The 16,802-nt window shown below is 73.8% G+C and carries 11 protein-coding genes; 5 read left to right on the top strand and 6 right to left on the bottom strand.

The features are described from left to right. Positions 1–12: 12 nt before the first annotated feature. Together FHX32_RS10835 and FHX32_RS10830 are read right to left on the bottom strand one after the other, a co-directional pair. Complete coding sequence (locus FHX32_RS10835) at positions 13–837, bottom strand: DinB family protein (RefSeq protein WP_167180682.1); 825 nt, start codon at positions 835–837, stop codon at positions 13–15. 139 nt (positions 838–976) lie between these two features. After that, on the bottom strand, positions 977–2,554 hold the full coding sequence (locus FHX32_RS10830; protein ID WP_167180680.1) for a carboxylesterase family protein: 1,578 nt from the start codon (positions 2,552–2,554) through the stop codon (positions 977–979). Between the two features lie 137 nt (positions 2,555–2,691). Between FHX32_RS10830 and FHX32_RS10825 the strand changes: the two genes are divergently transcribed. Next, positions 2,692–3,270 (top strand): TetR/AcrR family transcriptional regulator, encoded by a 579-nt coding sequence (locus tag FHX32_RS10825; RefSeq protein ID WP_167180678.1) that lies wholly within the window; start codon positions 2,692–2,694, stop codon positions 3,268–3,270. Between the two features lie 96 nt (positions 3,271–3,366). On the opposite strand, the gene FHX32_RS10820 is transcribed toward FHX32_RS10825, so the two are convergent. After that, complete coding sequence (locus FHX32_RS10820; RefSeq protein WP_167180676.1) at positions 3,367–4,530, bottom strand: low temperature requirement protein A; 1,164 nt, start codon at positions 4,528–4,530, stop codon at positions 3,367–3,369. Positions 4,531–4,729: 199 nt separating this feature from the next. On the opposite strand from FHX32_RS10820, the gene FHX32_RS10815 reads away from it, so the two are divergent. Beyond that, positions 4,730–5,194, top strand: a complete 465-nt coding sequence (locus tag FHX32_RS10815) for a hypothetical protein (RefSeq protein ID WP_088998054.1) — start codon at positions 4,730–4,732, stop codon at positions 5,192–5,194. Between the two features lie 14 nt (positions 5,195–5,208). Here the strand turns inward: FHX32_RS10815 and FHX32_RS10810 are convergent, their stop codons facing one another. Continuing rightward, the gene (locus tag FHX32_RS10810) at positions 5,209–5,700 is read right to left on the bottom strand and encodes a GNAT family N-acetyltransferase (RefSeq protein WP_167180674.1); all 492 of its coding nucleotides are present in this window, start codon (positions 5,698–5,700) and stop codon (positions 5,209–5,211) included. Positions 5,701–6,019: 319 nt separating this feature from the next. On the opposite strand from FHX32_RS10810, the gene FHX32_RS10805 reads away from it, so the two are divergent. From FHX32_RS10805 to FHX32_RS10795, 3 genes are all read left to right on the top strand, one after another. Next, a complete protein-coding gene (locus FHX32_RS10805) occupies positions 6,020–8,833 on the top strand; it encodes a BTAD domain-containing putative transcriptional regulator (protein ID WP_167180672.1) in 2,814 nt (937 codons plus the stop codon). Between the two features lie 114 nt (positions 8,834–8,947). Continuing rightward, positions 8,948–9,472 carry a sigma-70 family RNA polymerase sigma factor gene (locus FHX32_RS10800; protein WP_208418042.1) on the top strand — a complete coding sequence of 175 codons (525 nt, stop codon included), beginning with the start codon at positions 8,948–8,950 and terminating at the stop codon, positions 9,470–9,472. Positions 9,473–9,605: 133 nt separating this feature from the next. Continuing rightward, positions 9,606–12,467: a BTAD domain-containing putative transcriptional regulator gene (locus FHX32_RS10795; RefSeq protein WP_167180670.1), complete on the top strand. Its 2,862-nt coding sequence runs from the start codon at positions 9,606–9,608 to the stop codon at positions 12,465–12,467. A gap of 41 nt (positions 12,468–12,508) precedes the next feature. Here FHX32_RS10795 and FHX32_RS10790 read toward each other — a convergent pair whose 3' ends face one another. Together FHX32_RS10790 and FHX32_RS10785 are read right to left on the bottom strand one after the other, a co-directional pair. Continuing rightward, positions 12,509–15,844: a S8 family serine peptidase gene (locus FHX32_RS10790; protein WP_167180668.1), complete on the bottom strand. Its 3,336-nt coding sequence runs from the start codon at positions 15,842–15,844 to the stop codon at positions 12,509–12,511. 178 nt (positions 15,845–16,022) lie between these two features. Then, complete coding sequence (locus FHX32_RS10785; protein WP_167180666.1) at positions 16,023–16,799, bottom strand: prepilin peptidase; 777 nt, start codon at positions 16,797–16,799, stop codon at positions 16,023–16,025. Positions 16,800–16,802 lie beyond the last annotated feature (3 nt).

Raw genomic sequence — 16,802 nt, 5'->3', positions numbered from 1 at the left:
AACCCGCGAGCGCTACGCCGAGCGCGACTCGATCAGCGTGAGGTCCCGTACCGCGAAGCGGCGATGTTCGCAGTGTTCCTCCAGCACCACCCGGAGGCACTCACCGACCGGATGCGACTCCACCCCCCACGCCGGCGTCAGCGCCGCGGTGCGGACCTCGGCCAGCTCCGCGTCGGTCACCGCCGCGACGACCTCGCGCACCTGCCGCCGACGGTCGGCGAAGACCGCCACCACCTCGGCGTACGAGGGGCGGGCGGCGAGGTCGATGCCGAGTTCAGCGGCGCTGGCCGGCGAGGTGTCCGTGGGGGGCAGGCCGAGCCGGTGGTACGGCGTCGCCTCGTCGCGGATCAGCCGACTCACCCACACGTCGGTGGCGAAGACCAGGTGACGCAGCGTCTCGACGAAGGACCACTCGTCGTCGACCCACTCGTGGCGCGCGGCCTCGGGCAGCCGCTCGGCCCGGGCGAGGGTGTCCACCCAGAGGCGTTCGAGGGTGTCCCACATCGCGCGGACGTCGTCGGCGGTGCGCACCGCGCGCAGCCGCACCCGCTCCGGGTGCCGCCGGTCCAGTTCGTCCGCCACGTACGCGGTGACGTCGACGCCGTCCACCACCACCCGGCCGCTCCCGCCGTGCCGGGAGACCTGGAGGTCGGCGACCGCCGAGGCGACGGTCCTGACCCCGCTCAGGTCGCAGTCGCGGAAAGTCGCGCCGGTCAGGTCGACGCTGTGGAACGCCGCGCCGGTCAGGTCGACGTTGCGGAACGCAGCCCCGGCCAGGTCGGCGTGCCGGAACGTCGCGCCCCGGAACGCGTCGGTGTCGGTGTGCTCTGCCGCCATCGCGCCATTCTGTCCGCGGGGTACGACAACCGCTGGGGCGTGCCGCCGGCTCGTACGACCACATCGCCGCGACGTGGGTGCCGAGTTCGGACGCGGGCGTGGTCCCGGTGCTCGCGCACCGGGACCACTTCTCGGCCGGTCAGCTCAGCCGCGACCAGAACGCGTACTCGTGGTCACGGACGAACTCGGTAGGCTTCCAGCGGCCCGCGGTGAGCGACTGCACGTGCGGGCGACGCTCGGTGAACCGCTGCCAGCCGCGGTCACGCCCGCCGTCGGGGTCGCCGTCCGCGGCGAACCGCGTCCAGGCGCCGATCATCCGGTCGGCGAGCCGGTCCTGCTGCCGGGTCCGCGCCAGGAACAGGTCCAGGTCGAACAGGTACGCCAACTCGGCCATGTGCTGGGCCCGCCACGGGAAGCTCGGCGTGTCGTAGCCGACGAACCAGGGCGTCTCCTGCTCGGCGAACTCGAACATGTACGTCGGCGTCCACGTCGACAGCAGCTTCGCGGTGTCGTAGGTGGGCTTCGCCCAGTTCCGGTCGGTCCCGATGGTCGACAGGGCCAGACCCGCCGAGTTGTCGTACGCCGACAGCGGGTACCGGGCCAGGATGGCGTCGGCGTCGGCGCCGTACTGCTCGCGGACCGTCGACCCGTACGCCTCGGCCGGGATGGGACTGCCGCCCGGGTTGACCTCCAGGCCGCCGTACCTGCCGTTCTCCTCGTCGTGGTTCACCCCGATCAGGACGGGGACCCGGTTGAACCGGCCGGTGCGCAACGCCTCGGCCGGGCTCAGCGGCAGCAGCGGCGTACCAGACACCGGCCGCGGCTCGCCCCACGGGCCGTACGCCGCCAGCAGGTCGGCCACCGTGATCTCGGCCGACCGCAGGCACGCGGCCACGTCCGCGGCGCTCGCGCAGCCGACGGTCTCGATCACGCCGGCGCTGTCCGCCTCCGCCTCCGCCCGGGTGCGCGAGCCGCCCGCCGCGCAGGGCGCGCTCTGGATGATCGCCCGCTGGAACAGGCCCGCCGACATCGGTGAGGCGAGGTGGTCGCAGACGGTGTACCCGCCGCCGGACTGGCCCATGATCGTGACGTTGCCCGGGTCGCCGCCGAACGCGTCGATGTTCGCCCGCACCCAGCGCAGCGCGGCCTGCTGGTCCTCCAGCGCCAGGCTGCCCGAGCCGTACGCGGAGCCGGCGTCGAGCGCCGGGTGGGTGAGGAACGACATGACGCCGAGCCGGTAGTTCATCGAGACCACCACGGCATCGGCGGCGAACCGGTCCGGCCGGTACATGTCGCCGGTGCCGAACATCAGGCTGCCGCCGTGGATCCACACGATGACCGGCAGGTCGTCGCCCTTCCGGCCGGGCGTCGTGACGTTCAGGTGGAGGCAGTCCTCGGCCTCGCCGGGCACGCCGATGGGCAGGCCGACCGGCTGGGCGCAGGCCGGGCCCGGGCGGGTGGCGTCGCGCACTCCGGTCCAGTTCGGAGCGGGCGCCGGTGAGGTCCAACGCTGCGGCGGCACCGCGTACGGGATGCCCTGGAAGGACCGCAGGCCGGCGGTGACGGTGCCTCGGACCGCGCCCTGGTCGGTGCCGACGACGGCGGGGTCGCCGCGTCCGGCGACCGCCGGCGCGGCCGCTCCGGCCGTCAGCGCGGTCAGCATGGCGAGCGCCAGGCCCGCGAGGGCCCGCTTCCGGCGGCGGGGCGGGGTCTGCATGGCGGTTCTCCTGTCGGTGGGAAAGGACCGGAGTGGTCGTGCCGAGAACCGTAGGGCATGTTTGGGCGATCGCGCAAGGCGGTCGCCTAAGGCGGGTGCCTGAATCGTTCGCCCAAGGTGCTGCTACCCTGCCGACCATGGGGAATCGCGAAGCCCTGCTCGCCGGGGCCAGGACCTGCCTGCTGGAAAAGGGCTTCGACCGCACGAGCGTGCGCGACATCGCCACCACGGCGGGCGTGAGCATGGCCGCGATCGGCTACCACTTCGGCTCGCGGGAGAACCTGCTGTTCCAGGCGCTCTTCTCGCTCCTCGACGAGTGGGGCGACCTGGCCGGGCGGGCCCTGGTCCCCGCCGACGCGCCGGACCTCGGCCCGGAGCAGGCGTACGAGCGGATGTGGGACGAGCTGCTCGCGCAGGCCCGGGCACACCCGAAGCTCTGGCTCACCTCGATCGAGCTGTTCATGCAGGCCCAGCGGCAGCCGGACCTGCTGCCGCAACTCGCCGACGGGATGCGGCAGGGGCGCAGCGGGATGGCCGCCATCCTGGCCAGCGTGCCCGAGACGGAGGTGCCGGAGCGCAGCGTCCGCACCCTCGGCACGGTGCAGCTCGCGCTGATGTCCGGCGTGGTCATGCAGGCGCTCGCCGACCCCGACAACGCCCCCACCGGGGCCGACGTCGTCGCGGGGCTGCGCGCCCTGGCGAAGATCCTCGGCTGAGACCGGCCGTTCCCGGCGGCCGGGCGTCGGGCCGCTCCCGGCGTCCCCGGCGCCGGGGCGGCGTGGGGTCGCACCCACCGGGACGCGGTCGGGCGATCAGGCCGGCCCCGTCGGCCGTGGCGCGAAGAAGCCGGTGTGTTCGAGGGCGGCCGCCAGGAACAGCACCGAGGTGGTGGCCGCGGCGAGCACCAGCAGCGGAAGGTCGAGCGTCACCACCGCCACGGCGGGCATCGCGAGCAGAGCGGCCAACTGCGGCCAGGAGAATCGGCGATCGATGGCCGTGGAGAGCGACATCCGCCCGGCCAGGAAGAGCGTCGGGCCGGCGACGGTGACCACCACCGCGCCCGTTCCGGCCGGTTCGGTGGGGTGGGCGATGGCCAACTCGGTACCGACCGCGGTGGCCACCACCCCGGCGATCATCACGATGTGCAGGTATCCCACGGTCACTGCCAGTCGGGGCGGGGCGGATCGGTCGATAGCCGGGGCGAGAGCGACCCCCGCGGGGGTCATGTAGAGCAGACCGATCAGCACGGCGCCGGCGAACGCCAGCACGAACGTCGCGGTCCGGCTGGGACTCGGACCGGCGTGGGCGTACGACAGCCCGGCGGACAGGATCAGCTCACCCAGCGAGATGATGAAGATCTGCTGAAAGCGCTCGGCGAGATGCTGGCCGCTGAGGCGCAGTTCGTCCGGCCGGGTCCGACCGAGCCGGGCAGTGGGCCAGCCGAGCATCGGCCCGACGAGGTCCACCGCCAACGCGACCAGCCAGAACGGCACCCGCACCGCCGGCACGACCGCCCCGGCAAGCCAGAGCACGCTGGTGGCGCCGTACCAGGTGAGGACCCGCAGGATTCGCCGACGCAGCGGATGGCGCCGCAGCGCGGTGCCGACGATCAGCCCTCGACCGAGATGGACAGCGACGTACGCCCCGGCGAACATGAGGGCGCGGCCATCCACGGCCTCGACGACGGCCACCCCCATCAGCAGGCTGCCCAACGCCGCGCCGCCCAGCAGGAGCCGCACCGCGCCGGTGCCGGGGTCGTACCAGTCGGTCGACGAGGTGACGCTCAGCCAGACCCAGAAGATCGGCGCCAGCAGCAGCAGCGTCCGCAGCGCACCGATGACGCTCAGGTCCGCCAGCAGGAGGTCGGACAGTTGGCTGAGCGCGAGGACGAATGACAGGTCGAAGAGGAGTTCCAGGAACGAGGTGCGGACGGGATCCTCGCGTCGCCGGAGCAGCCGCTCGGACCTGCTCTCCATCGCACTCCTCCCGGGCGGACGACCCGCCCAATTCGTACCATTCTTCCTGGATGCTGATCGGCGGAGTGCAGGGTCCGGCCCGCAGCCGCTCGGGTGCGGCGACACTCGCGACGACCGGTGGCGGGTCCTGTCGTTGATCCGGCTGCACCCGTCGATCACCCGGACGACGGTGGGGGCACCGACCGTCGAGGAGGACGCCGTGACCAGTCAGCGGGAGACCGTGCAGGTCGATCCGGATCTGTTCCGCGCCGTGTACGACTCGCCGGCCTCGCTGCCCGGCGAGCACCGGTGGACCACGCCCGAGTCGGACGTCCGGCGGATCGAGAAGCTGCTGGGCATGCCGTTGCGCAGCATCGGCGCGCCGCTCTGGGTCAGCGGCGACCACCCGGACTGCCCGAAGTGCGGCCGCCGGATCAGCTGGTACGACATCGTCTCATCGGCGTTGACCGGGGTGCACGACCCGATGATGATCGCGACGGTGATCCTCGGTGACCGCAAGTACGTCAACACCGAGATCCCGGCCGCGATCGCCGGGGTGAACTGCTCCGACTGCCGCACCCCCATCGAGGGGCTGCGCAGCTTCAAGTGCCACAACTGGGCGTACGCCTTCGAGGCGCTGGAGGAGGTCAAGCAGCGGATGTCCGGCGGTCTCGCCGCCGGCTGACGGGTCCCCGCCGGTCAGTCGGCAGCGGTCAGCTCGCGGACGTGACGCAGCCCGGGGCGGCCGCCGAGCAGCACCTCGCCCGCCGGGATGAATCCGGTGCGCCGGAGCACCGCCCGTGAGCCGGCGTTGTCCAGCGTGGTGTCGGCGACCAGCCGGCGCAGGCCGTACTCGTGGCGGGCCAGCGCGCAGACCCGGCGGACGCCGTCGGTCGCCACGCCCCGGCCGGCGACCCGCTCGGCCACCCGGTAGCCCAGCTCGGCCTCGCCATCGGCGACGTCGACCAGGTTGAACCGGCCGATCACCGCCCCGTCGTCGTCGACCAGGACGTGGAAGTGGCACCGTCCGGTGGCCTGCTCGGCGAGCAGCGCCGCGTGCCGCGCGACGAACTGGGTGAAGTAGTCGTCGCCGCGGTCCGGCACCGAACGCGCGAACCACTCCCGGTTCTTCCGCTCGAACCGCAACACCGCCTCGGCGTGCCGCTCCGCCAATCGCTCAAGATCAGCCACCGCGCCACCCTACCGGTCACCCGCCCGGCACGCCCCCGACTTCCACCCCGGCTCCCGGCGAGAAGGTGCGACGCGGGGAGATCGCCCGCCGCGCGGAGATCGTGCGGCACGGGAAGATCGCGCTCGAACATGGATGCAGTGGCCTCCCAGCTACATCGATGCCACTACATCCTGGTTACAGCACGATCTTGCGGCGTGGGGCGCGGGGAGAGCGCGCGGCGCGGAACGCGAGGCCGGAGGTCAGCGGTGGGCGGGGCGGCGGCCGGGGGGTGACGGGGTTTCGGGGCCGAGTCGGGGACCGGCGGTTACCGTTGCCGGTGTGCGGGCGGAGGCAGGCGAGACGATCGGCTTCTCGGTGCTCGGCTCGATCCGGGTCGTCCGCGCCGGCACCGAGCTGCATCTGGGCGCCCGCCAGCAGCGCCTGGTGCTCGCGTTACTGATGGCCCGGGCCGGTTCACCGGTCTCCCTGGCCGACCTGGTCGAGCTGCTCTGGGACGAGGAGGCTCCGGCAAGCGCCGCGAACGTCGTGCACCGGCACGTCGGGGTGCTCCGGCGGCTGTTCGAACCCGGCCTGCCCACCCGGTCGGCGGGCCGGCACATTCTCCGGGACCTCTCCGGCTATCGGCTGCGCGCCGACGAAGAGTCTCTTGACCTGCTGAAGTTCCGGTCGCTGAGCCGGCTGGCAGGCCGGCGCCTGCAGGACGGCAACCCGGAGTCGGCGCTGCGGCATTCCCTCGACGGGCTGCGGCTGTGGCGCGGCCGGTGCGCTGCGGGCCTGGAACCGGCCTCCCGCCTGCATCCCGCGTTCATCGCCGTGGAGGCCGAACGCGCCCAGGCCGTGCGCGAGGCCGCCGACGCCGCCGAGCGCTGCGGCCGGCTGAGCGCGGTGCTGGCGCCGTTGCGGCAGGCCGCCGAGCAGCACCCGCTCGACGAGTCGCTGCAGAGCCGGCTGCTGCTGGCGCTCGCCGCCGACGGCCGCCAGGCGGAGGCCGTCCAGACGTACCGGGTGGTGCGTCGCCGGCTCGCCGACGAGCTGGGCATCGATCCGGGCGAGGAGTTGCGGGAGGCGTACGACCGGCTGCTGCACCAGCGCACCCAGCCGACACGTGCCGGGTCGCCGGCGCCCCTCCCCCGGCCCGCGCAGCTGCCGCCGGACCTGCCCTTCTTCACCGGCCGCGACGACCTCATCGCCGAGGCCCGCGCGGCGGTCGCGCGCCCGGGCGGGCCGAAGGTGCTTGCGATCGACGGCATGCCCGGAATCGGCAAGACCGCCCTCGCCGTCCACCTCGCCCACCGGTTCGCCGCCGGCTATCCGGACGGGCAGCTCTATGTCGACCTGCGCGGATACGACGGGCGGGAGCCGGCGATGTGCCCGGCCGAGGCGCTGCGCGGCTTCCTCGGCTCGCTCGGGGTGCCGCAGGAGGGCATTCCCGCCGAGCTGCACGCCCAGGCCGGCATGTACCGCAGCAGCCTGGCCGGCCGGCGCGTGCTGATCGTGCTCGACAACTGCCGGGACGCCGAGCAGATCCGGCACCTGCTACCGGGCAGCCCCGGCTGTCTGGTGATCGTCACCAGCCGCAGCCGGCTCAGCACCCTGCTGACCACGGCCGGCGCCCACCCGTTGCCGGTCGGCCTGCCGAGCGTCGACGAGGCCCGCGCGGCGCTCCTTCGGCCGCTCGGCGCCGTCCGCGTCGCGGCGGACCCGGCCGCGATCGACGCCATCATCACCAGTTGCGGGCGGCTGCCGCTCGCGCTGACCGTGGTGGCCGCCCGCGCGGCGAGTCAGCCGGGTACGCCACCGGCGCAGATCGCCGCCGAGCTGGCCCAGGCGCCCGGAAGCCTGGACGGCTTCGACGGCGACGACCCGCGGACCGGACTGCGCGCCGCCTTCTCCTGGTCCTACCAGGCACTCTCCGCCCCGGCCGCCCGGCTCTTCCGGCTGCTGCCGACCCACCCCGGCCCCGACATCTCGATCGCCGGCGCGGCGGGCCTGGCCGGCGTCCCGCTGCAGACCGGCCGGGCGCTGATCGGCGAACTGAGCCGCGCGCACCTGATCGGCGAGGACCTGCCCGGCCGCTACCGCACCCACGACCTGCTGCTGGCCTATGCCACGGAACTCGGCGAGGAGATCGACGGCCCAGCCGAACGCGCCGCCGCGGAACTGCGCTGCCTGGAGTTCTACCGGGCCACCTGCTACCAGGCGCACCGGCGGCTGCTGGCCTCCGAGTACCACCCGATGATCGAACCGGGGCCGGGCGAGACCCCGCTGCGCTTCACCGGCCACGGCGACGCGATGCGCTGGTTCACCGCTGAGCGGCAGGTCCTGATCGCGCTGGTCGGCCGGGCCGCCCGGCAGGGCCGGCACACCGACGCCTGGCAGCTCGCCCTGGGCATGCAGCACTTCTTCGACCGCAGCGGCCGGTGGGTCGACTGGACGACGACCGGCGAGGTTGCCCTCGAGGCCGCCCGTGCGGGCGGCGACCTGGTCGGGCAGGCCCGGATGCACCGCAGCCTGGCCGGGGCAGCCTACTTCCGGCGCGAGCACGAGACCGCGGTCGGGCATCTCGACCGGGCGCTCGAGCTGCTCGCCCGGCTCGGCCTGCACGACGAGATGACCCGGGCCGAGATCAACCGGGCGATGATCCTGGCCGCCCAGGGGCGACACGAGGAGGTCGTCCGGGCGCTTTCCGCGGCGCTGGGGCCATGGACGGCCGGAGACGACAAACTGCTCGCGGACGCCCTGGTGATCATGGCCGCGAGCTACGCCGAACTGGGCCGGGAGGAAGAGGCCGTGCGCTGCGCCGAGCAGGCGATGGCGCTGTCGCGCGGTGCGCAGTACCGGCTGGGCATCGCCGAAACGTGGGAGGTACTCGGCCAGGTGCACTCCGCCCGCCGGGAGCCCGGCAAGGCGGTCGACTGCTGGCGCGAAGCGGCCGTCGCCTACCAGGAGGCCTCGGCGTCGGCGCCGGCCGCGGAGGTGCTGGCGCTGCTCGGCGACACCCTCGCTGCCGCCGGCGACCAGGACGCCGCGGTGCGGGCGTGGCAGGAGGCGCTGGCCCTGATCCCATACGCGCAGACCCGGACCGGCCGCCGGCTGGCCGGCCTGCTCGCGGCGGTCACGTCACGTCCGTGACCGGTCGCGACCGGCGACGGCACTCGATCGGCACTTTCGCGTCAGTCCATTCGCATCCGCCATCCCTAGGCTCGTGCCTCATCCACCGTTGCTGCTGGCTGTGGGGGAGGCATCGTGCTGCGGGCACTCGACGGATCACCGGCCGGCCGGGCCGAGCGGATGACCGCGCTGCACGCGGACCACGCCCGTGCCGTACTGCGTCTCCTGCTCGTGCTGACCCGCGACCAGCGGCAGACCGCCGAGGATCTGCTCCAGGAAACGATGTTGCGGGCCTGGCGGCATCTCGACTCGGTGCCGGCCGAGCCCGACGCCGCCCGCCGGTGGCTCTGCACCGTCGCCCGGCGGCTCGTCATCGACGGCATCCGGCTGCTGCGGGGCCGCCCGGCCGAGGTCCACCTCGTCGACATGACCTGGATCCCCGCCGGTGACGACACCACCGGCAGTGCCCTGGCCTCGCACGCCATCCGGCACGCGCTCGGCCGGCTGAGCCCGGCGCAACGCAACCTGCTCTCCGAGGTCTACCTGGTCGGGCGGTCCGCGGAAGAGGTCGCGGGCCGCCTGGGAGTGCCGATCGGCACGGTGAAGTCCCGGACCCACTACGCGCTGCGCGCGCTGCGCACCGGCCTCGAGGCCGCCTGAGCAGGGACGACACTGCCGGCCGCCGATTGGGGCGCTGAGTCGAAGCTCACAGCCGCAGCGCGGGCCCGGCTCGCGGCCGGCCCTGCCATGCTGTGGCGATCGTGGCAACCAGCTCTGTACGGATCGCATCAGCATGACCAGCCCGCTCTCGTTCGCCGTTCTCGGCCCGGTGCGGGTTTGGCGCGGCCAGTCCGAGATCGACCTGGGCACCCGGCAGCAACGGCTGATCCTGGCGTTGCTGCTCGCCCGGGCCGGCGACGCGGTCAGCGTCGCCGAGCTCGTCGACCTGCTCTGGGAGTCCGACCCCCCACCCAGCGCGGTCAACGTGGTGCACCGGCACGTCGGGATGCTCCGGCGGCGCTTCGAGCCGGGCCTGCCGACGCGTGCGGCGGGCTCGGTACTGATCCGCGACGGCGCCGAATACCGGCTGCGGATCGACAGAGAGTCGCTCGACCTGCTGCGTTTCCGGCGCCTCGTCGCCCAGGCCGAGGGCAGCTCCGGCGAGCCGGCCATCGAGCTATACCGGGAGGCGCTGGCGCTGTGGCGCGACCGGTGCGCCGCTGGTCTGCAGACCGGCGGCCGGGCCCACCCGGAGTTCGTCGCGGTCGACGGCGAGCGGTACGCGGCCGTCCGGGCGGCGACCGACGCCGCCCTGCGGGCCGGACGCGTCCACGCGGTGCTGCCCGCGATCCGGCTGGCCGCCGAACAGGAGCCGCTGGACGAGGCGCTGCAGGCGCGACTGCTGCTCGCACTCGCCGCGGACGGCCGGCGGGCCGAGGCCCTCGCGGCCTATGCCGACGTCGAGCACCGGCTCGCCGACGAGCTCGGCATCCAGCCCGGCGCCGACCTGCGCGCGGCCCGGGACAGCCTGCTCGACCACGTCGCCCCGGCCGACGGCGCCAGGTCGCGGCGCGGCGTCCGACCGGCCCTCGTCCGGCCCGGAGCGCCGCTCAGCGGCGCGGAGGCCGAATCATGGCCGCCAGCCGAGCTGACGTTGTCCCAGCCGGCCCGGGTCGAACCGCCGGCGCAGTTGCCGGCCGACCACCCCTACTTCACCGGCCGCCGCGGCGTCGTGGCCGCGGCGAAGGAGCTGCTGGCCGGAGACCCACGGCCCACCGCGCTGGTCATCGACGGAATGCCCGGCGTCGGGAAGAGCACCCTCGCGGTGCATCTGGCCCACCAGCTGGCCGCCCGGTATCCCGATGGGCAGTTGCACGCGGACCTGCGTGGTTTCGACTCCGGCGACTCGGTCATGACACCGGCGGAGGCGCTGCGCGGCTTCCTGTGGTCCCTCGGGGTCGCGCCGGCCGCCATCCCGGCCGAGCTGCACGCCCAGGCCGGCCTCTACCGCAGCATCCTGGCCGAGCGCCGGATGCTCATCCTGCTCGACAACTGCCGCGACTGGGACCACATCCGGCACCTGCTTCCGGGCACCGGCGGCAGTCTCGTCATCGCCACCAGCCGCCGCCGGATCACCGGCGTCGCCGGCCCGGCGGGCGCCCACCCACTGCACCTCGACCTGCTGACCGATGCCGAGGCCCGCGAGCTGCTCACCCGCTGGCTCGGCGAGGCGGCGGCCACCGACCCGGTCGTCGACGAGATCATCACGCGCTGCGGCCGGCTGCCGCTGGCCCTGGCGCTGGTCGCCACCCGCAGCGTCGGCCGGCCCGGGCTCTGCCTGCCCGCGGTCGCCGGTGAGCTGGCCGAGGCCGACGGCCGGCTGTCCGGCTTCGGGGACGCACACGCCGATCTGGAGGCGATCTTCTCCTGGTCCTACCGGGCGCTGACTCCCGAGGCCGCTCGGCTCTTCCGGTTGTTGCCCCTGCACCCAACCGGGGAGCTGAGCACGGAAGCGGCGGCCGCCCTGGGCGGCATCCCGCCGCGCTCGGCCCGCGGTCTGCTCGCCGAGCTCGGGGCGCAGCTGCTGGTCCAGCCAAGCGCCGGCCGGTGGCGGATGCACGATCTGCTGCGCGCCTATGCCGCAGAGCTCGGGGAGGAGCACGACGATGCGGCCGAGCGGGACGCCGCCATCGAGCGGGTCTACGACTATTACCAGCTCAGTGCGTACGCGGCGCATCTGCCCTTGCAGCCGCAGGTGCCGCTGCCCGAGCCGGAGCCGGCCGAGCGCGGGGTGACCGGGCGCGGCTTCACCGGTCGGGCCGACGCGATGGACTGGTTCGCCGTCGAGCAGCGGGTGCTGACCGAGATCGTCGCGCGGGCCGGGGAACGCGGCCGGCCGCACACGGCCTGGCGGATCGCGTTGGCCCTGCAGAACTTCTTCCAGGACACCGCGCAGTTCAAGCAGTGGGCGGCGGCGGTGAGCACCGCCCTCGCCGTGACCGGGGACGATCCCGCCGCCCAGGCCCTGCTGCACCGCAGCCTCGCCGGTGCCTGCTACTTCCTGGCCGAGTTGGACCGCGGGCTGTCACACCTGCAGCACGCCCGGGCGCTCTTCGACCGGCTCGGCCGACGCGCTGAGCAGGGCCACGTGGAGAACAACATCGCCGAGATCCGGCTGGCCCAGCGGCGCTACCACGAGGCGATCCGGCATGCCGAGGCCGCGCGGGTGCTCTTCCGTGCCGCGGGCGATGTGCGGGGCGACACCAACTCCCTGCTGGCCATCGCGCGGGCACAGGGCTGGCTCGGCCGGCACGCCGAGGCGCTCGGCATGTTCGTCGAGGCACGGCGGCAGTTCGAGGCCCTCGGCGACCTGCACGGAATGGGCACCACCCAGGCCTGGCTGGCACACACGTACTCGATGATCGACGACCTGCCGCACGCGATGGCGATCTGGCAGCAGGCGATCGACACCTTTCGTGGCGCCCAGGCCACCCACCACATCGCCGAGGTGCTGGTCTCGATCGGCGACTTCCACTCCGCCAACGGCGATCCGGCCCTGGCCGGGCAGGCGTGGAGCGAGGCCCTCGCCGAGCTCGACGGGACGGACTCGCCGATGGCCCGGGAAATCCGCGTCCGGCTGCTCTGGCACGGGTGACCCGGACGCGACGCCGCTCTGCGCCGCGTCCGGGCCCACCGTCAGTATCGGTAGGCGCGGATGATGGTCTGCTTGACCGTGTTACCGCTGGTGTCCGTCGCGGCGGCCCGCAGGGAGACGAAGCCGGTGCCGGCCGGGTTGCGCACCCAGGCGACCGCCTTCTCGCCGGACCGCCGTACGGTCAGCTGCTGCCAGGTCTTGCCGTCATCGAAGGACGCCTCGACGGACAAGGTCCTGGTCCGGCCCGGCGCCGCCCCGACCTGCCGGTCGAGCGAGACCGGGATCGCGAACAGCCGGCCGGCCGGCGCCCGGTTGTCGATGTCCAGCTCCGGGGTGAACCGGATCGCCGTCATCGGCAGCTTCACCAGTTCGCCGTCGGCCACGTGCCCGGACTTGAAGGTCCACTCGGCGTCGACCACTGTCGACAGGGTGAACGCCGGGTCGCTGCGGAAGGTCGCGGCCAGCCGGTAGTCACCCGTCTCCGCCGGCACGTTCCACACCCAGGGCGCCTCGCTCGCGTCGCCGATCTTCACCCCGTTGCGGTAGAGGTCCACCTGCACGCTGCCGCCGACGGTGTGCCGGAAGCCCATGTGTCCGCTGCCGTCGCCGTGCAGCGGCCCCGGCCCGCCGATCAGGTCGCCCCAGTAGCGGGTGGCGAACTGCTGGCCGAAGTTCGGCTCCGGGAAGACCGGCCCGGCCACCGCGTTGGCCCACTTCACCGTGTACGTGCGCCCGGGCCGGAAGCTGGTCCACGCCGACTGGTAGTACGTGTATCCGATCTGGGCCGAGGTCGACTGCCACACCGCCTTTTTGTCCTGGTTGTAGTACTCGGTGATGGTGCTGGGCACGTCGTAGGTGAAGCTCGGCGGGACGTTGCGCCCCTCCCGATAGACCGGTGAGTTGCCGGGCGCGTGCGCGACCGCGGTCCGCGCCACCGGCATGCCGGCCACGTCCGCGCTGATCCGGGAGCGGACCGTGGCGAAGTCGCCCGCGCGCAGCTTGCGGGTCAGCCCGGTCATCATCTTCTCCGGCTCGTACAGGTAGACCCGGTAGACGTACGGGCTGTTGTGCAGGCTGCCGTCCTGGGCCCGCTGGCCCCACATCCCGTGGACGTAGGAGACGAAGCCGGGCGTCCTGCCGGCCCCGATCTGCGCGCTTCTCAGGCGGTCGAGGGAGGTGTACATCAGCGCGCCGTACGGGTCGTTGCTGCCCCAGATCTGCGGCTGCTCGGTCCGGATCGTCCAGCCGAACTCGGGGAAGATCTCGGTGGCCTTCGGATTCGGCACCGACACCGCGATCGGCTTCGCCAGGCGGGCGTCCATGGTGAGCGCCTCGTCCGTGGTCAGGTCGAGGCTCGGGCGCACCAGCGACGTGACATGCGGGAGGAACGGGTCGCCACTCACCAGGTAGGTCTGGACCACGTAGCGGCCCGCGCGGACCCGGTATGTGGTGGTCGCCGGGTCGCCGAGCACCAGGAGGGTCTGCCGGTCCAGGTCGGTCAGGACGCTCACCCAGCTCTGCTCGGGCGTGGGCGCTCCGCCGTCCGGCCCGACGAGCTTGAGGGTCAGCCGGTGATGGGCGAGGTCGAGCGCGACCGGGGTCTGCACCTGCACGCCGCCGCCGGTGGCGGTCACCGCACCGCCGAAGTAGCGGTCGGGCAGGTCGGCGCGGGCCTGCACGTTGACGGTCACGGTGGCCGTGCCGCCGGCTGGAACCGTCACCGCGGAGGCGCTGAGGCTGAACAGGCCGGACGGCGCCGGGGCGCCGTCGGCGTCCTTGGCGTCGACCGAGACGGCCAGGGTGAGGGCGGACGAGCCGCTGTTCGCGTACGTGATGGTGCGCTGCTGCGCAGCGGTGGTCCGCTCGAAGGCGACGCTGACCGGGCTCGCCGTGACGGTCTGCCGGGTGGCCCGGGCGACGTCGAGGAAGCCCGCACCCTGCTCGTAGACGCCGATGTCGGCGTTCGGCTGCGCGGCGGCCATCAGCGTGGACTTGATCCGTTCAGGCGTCCAGTCCGGGTGTTGCTGGGCCAGAATCGCCGCCGCACCGGCCACGTGCGGAGTCGCCATCGAGGTGCCGTTGAGGCTGGTGTACTGCGGGTTCCCGGCGTCCGGCTCGTAGCCGGAGATCGAGCTGCGGGCGGCGACGATCCCGACGCCGGGCGCGGTGACGTCCGGCTTGATGCCGGCGTCACCCACGCGCGGACCCCGGCTCGAGAACCAGGCGAGCTCGCCCGCCTTGGTCACGGCGCCCACGGTCAGCGCCTCGGCCACGCTGCCGGGCGAGTTCACCGTGGACGCGCCGCCCTCGCCGCTGTTGCCCGCGGCGACGACGAAGAGGACGCCGTAGCGACGGGTGAGGTCGGCCACAGCCGCCTCGATCGGATCGGTTCCCGGGCTGTCCGGGCCGCCGAGGCTCATGTTGGCGACCTTGACGCCCTGCTCCGCCACCCAGGTCATGCCGGCCAGGATCGCCGACTCCGGGCACCCCTCCTCCATGCAGACCTTGGCGCTGTAGAGGCTCGCGCCGGGCGCCATGCCCTTGTAGCGGCCCTGCGACGCAGCCCCGCTACCGACGATGGTGGAGGCGACGTGGGTGCCGTGGCCGACCCGGTCGAGGGCGTCCGGCTCGGCGGTGAAGTTCTCCGCGGCGGCGACGTTGCCGGCCAGGTCGGGGTGGGTCTGGTCGACGCCCGTGTCGATCACGCCGACCTTCACCCCCGTTGCCGTCCAGCCGGCCTGCCAGGCTTCGGGCGCGCCGGTCAGCGGGACGCTGACGTCGAGGGTGGGGTGGCGCAGCCCGTCGAGCCAGATCTTGTCGAACCCGGCCCGCAGTTGCCGCTCGGTGCCGCTCGCGGTGGACGTGACGGTGTTCCAGAAGGAAACCGCGTCCGCGCGGCTCTCCGCGACAGCGCTCAGCCCGGGAAGCTCCCGGGTGGTCCGGGCGCCGGCAAGGCCGGCGGTGGCGCCGGCGCGGTGCTGGACGATGAGCGGCAGGGTGGCCCGGGTGTCGTCGTAGCCGAAGTCGACCAACGTCGAGAGGTCGAAGAGCCGCTCGTCGAGCCTGCCCCGGTTGAGCAGGCCGACGGCGTCGGCGGGGATGACCCGCACGTCCTCGCCGGCCCGATGGGTGAGGAACGGGATCTTCTCCCGCCCCTTGCCGGGCACGACGTCGACAGCCGTCTGGCCGTTCACGGTGCTGAGGTGGACGGTGTCGCCGGTGAGCAGAGTGACCGTCCGGGGCTTGGCCGCGACCGGGGGTGTGGCCGCCGGCTGCGCGGCCCCGGGCTGCGCCGATGCCGGCGAACCACCCGGAGCCACCACCGAGACGCCGAGCACCAGCAGTGTCAGCGCCGATAACTTCCGAATTGAACGCATCGTTCTCCCTGGATGAGCGAGAGGTATCCAGGTGCACCGGACGTGACGGGCGAATGAAAGTTCACCCCGTGTGACCTGGGTCACATCCAACAACCTGGGGCCGGGGGCCGGCACGTCTGGACCCCCGAGCCGCTCATCCGCACCATCCGCGTACCTGCCCGGACGGAAGCGGGTCGAGCTACAACCGGGCCAGGAGCAGGGCGCCGGCGGTGCCGAGCACCAGGTAGGGGCCGAACGGGAGGTGGCTCGACCAGCGCACCCGGCGCGCCACCAGCAGGCCCGACGCGACCAGTCCGGAGGCGGTGACCGCGAGCAACAGCCCGACCACCGGCAGCCCCCAGCCATACCAGCCGAGCAGGGCACCGGCGCCCAGCGCCAGTTTCGCGTCGCCGAGGCCGAAGCCGCGCTGGCCGAGCAGCAGCGTGCTGGTCGCGAAGAAGGCGGCCAGCCCCAGCCCGGCGCCGGTGGCCCGCAGCCAGGGCGCCGGACCGGCTCCGGCCAGCGCGGCCAGCCCGAGCAGCAGCCAGGTCCCGGCCGCCGCCGGCCAGGTGAGCCGGTCCGCCAGCCGGTGCACCGCCAGGTCCACGAAGACCAGTGGCACCGCCCAGCCCAGCCACCAGGCCGTGGCGGCCAGTTCGACCGGCGGCGGACCGGTCAGCACCAGCACCGCCAGCACCGCCAGCACGGCCAGCTCGACGGCGCCGGGTGGCGGCCCGATCCGCGCGCCGCAGCCGCCGCACCGGGCGGCCGGGCCGAGCGCCGGCCAGGGCCGGTCCAGCCCGACCGGGGCGGCGCAGCCGTCGCAGCCGGTCCGCTCCGGCCGGGCCGGCGGTACGGCGTACCGGATCGCGGCCAGCCGCAGCAGCGGAGTGAGCGCCACCGCGGCCAAACATCTCGACCAGCGGCCGGTGCCGGCCCGCGGCACGGCGGATCCCGGGCGTCCCGTCAGCGCCATGCC

The organism is Micromonospora sp. CNZ280 (assembly GCF_011759515.1).
The sequence above is the reverse complement of the archived record's forward strand: the minus strand, read 5'-3'. Positions and strand labels throughout refer to the sequence as shown.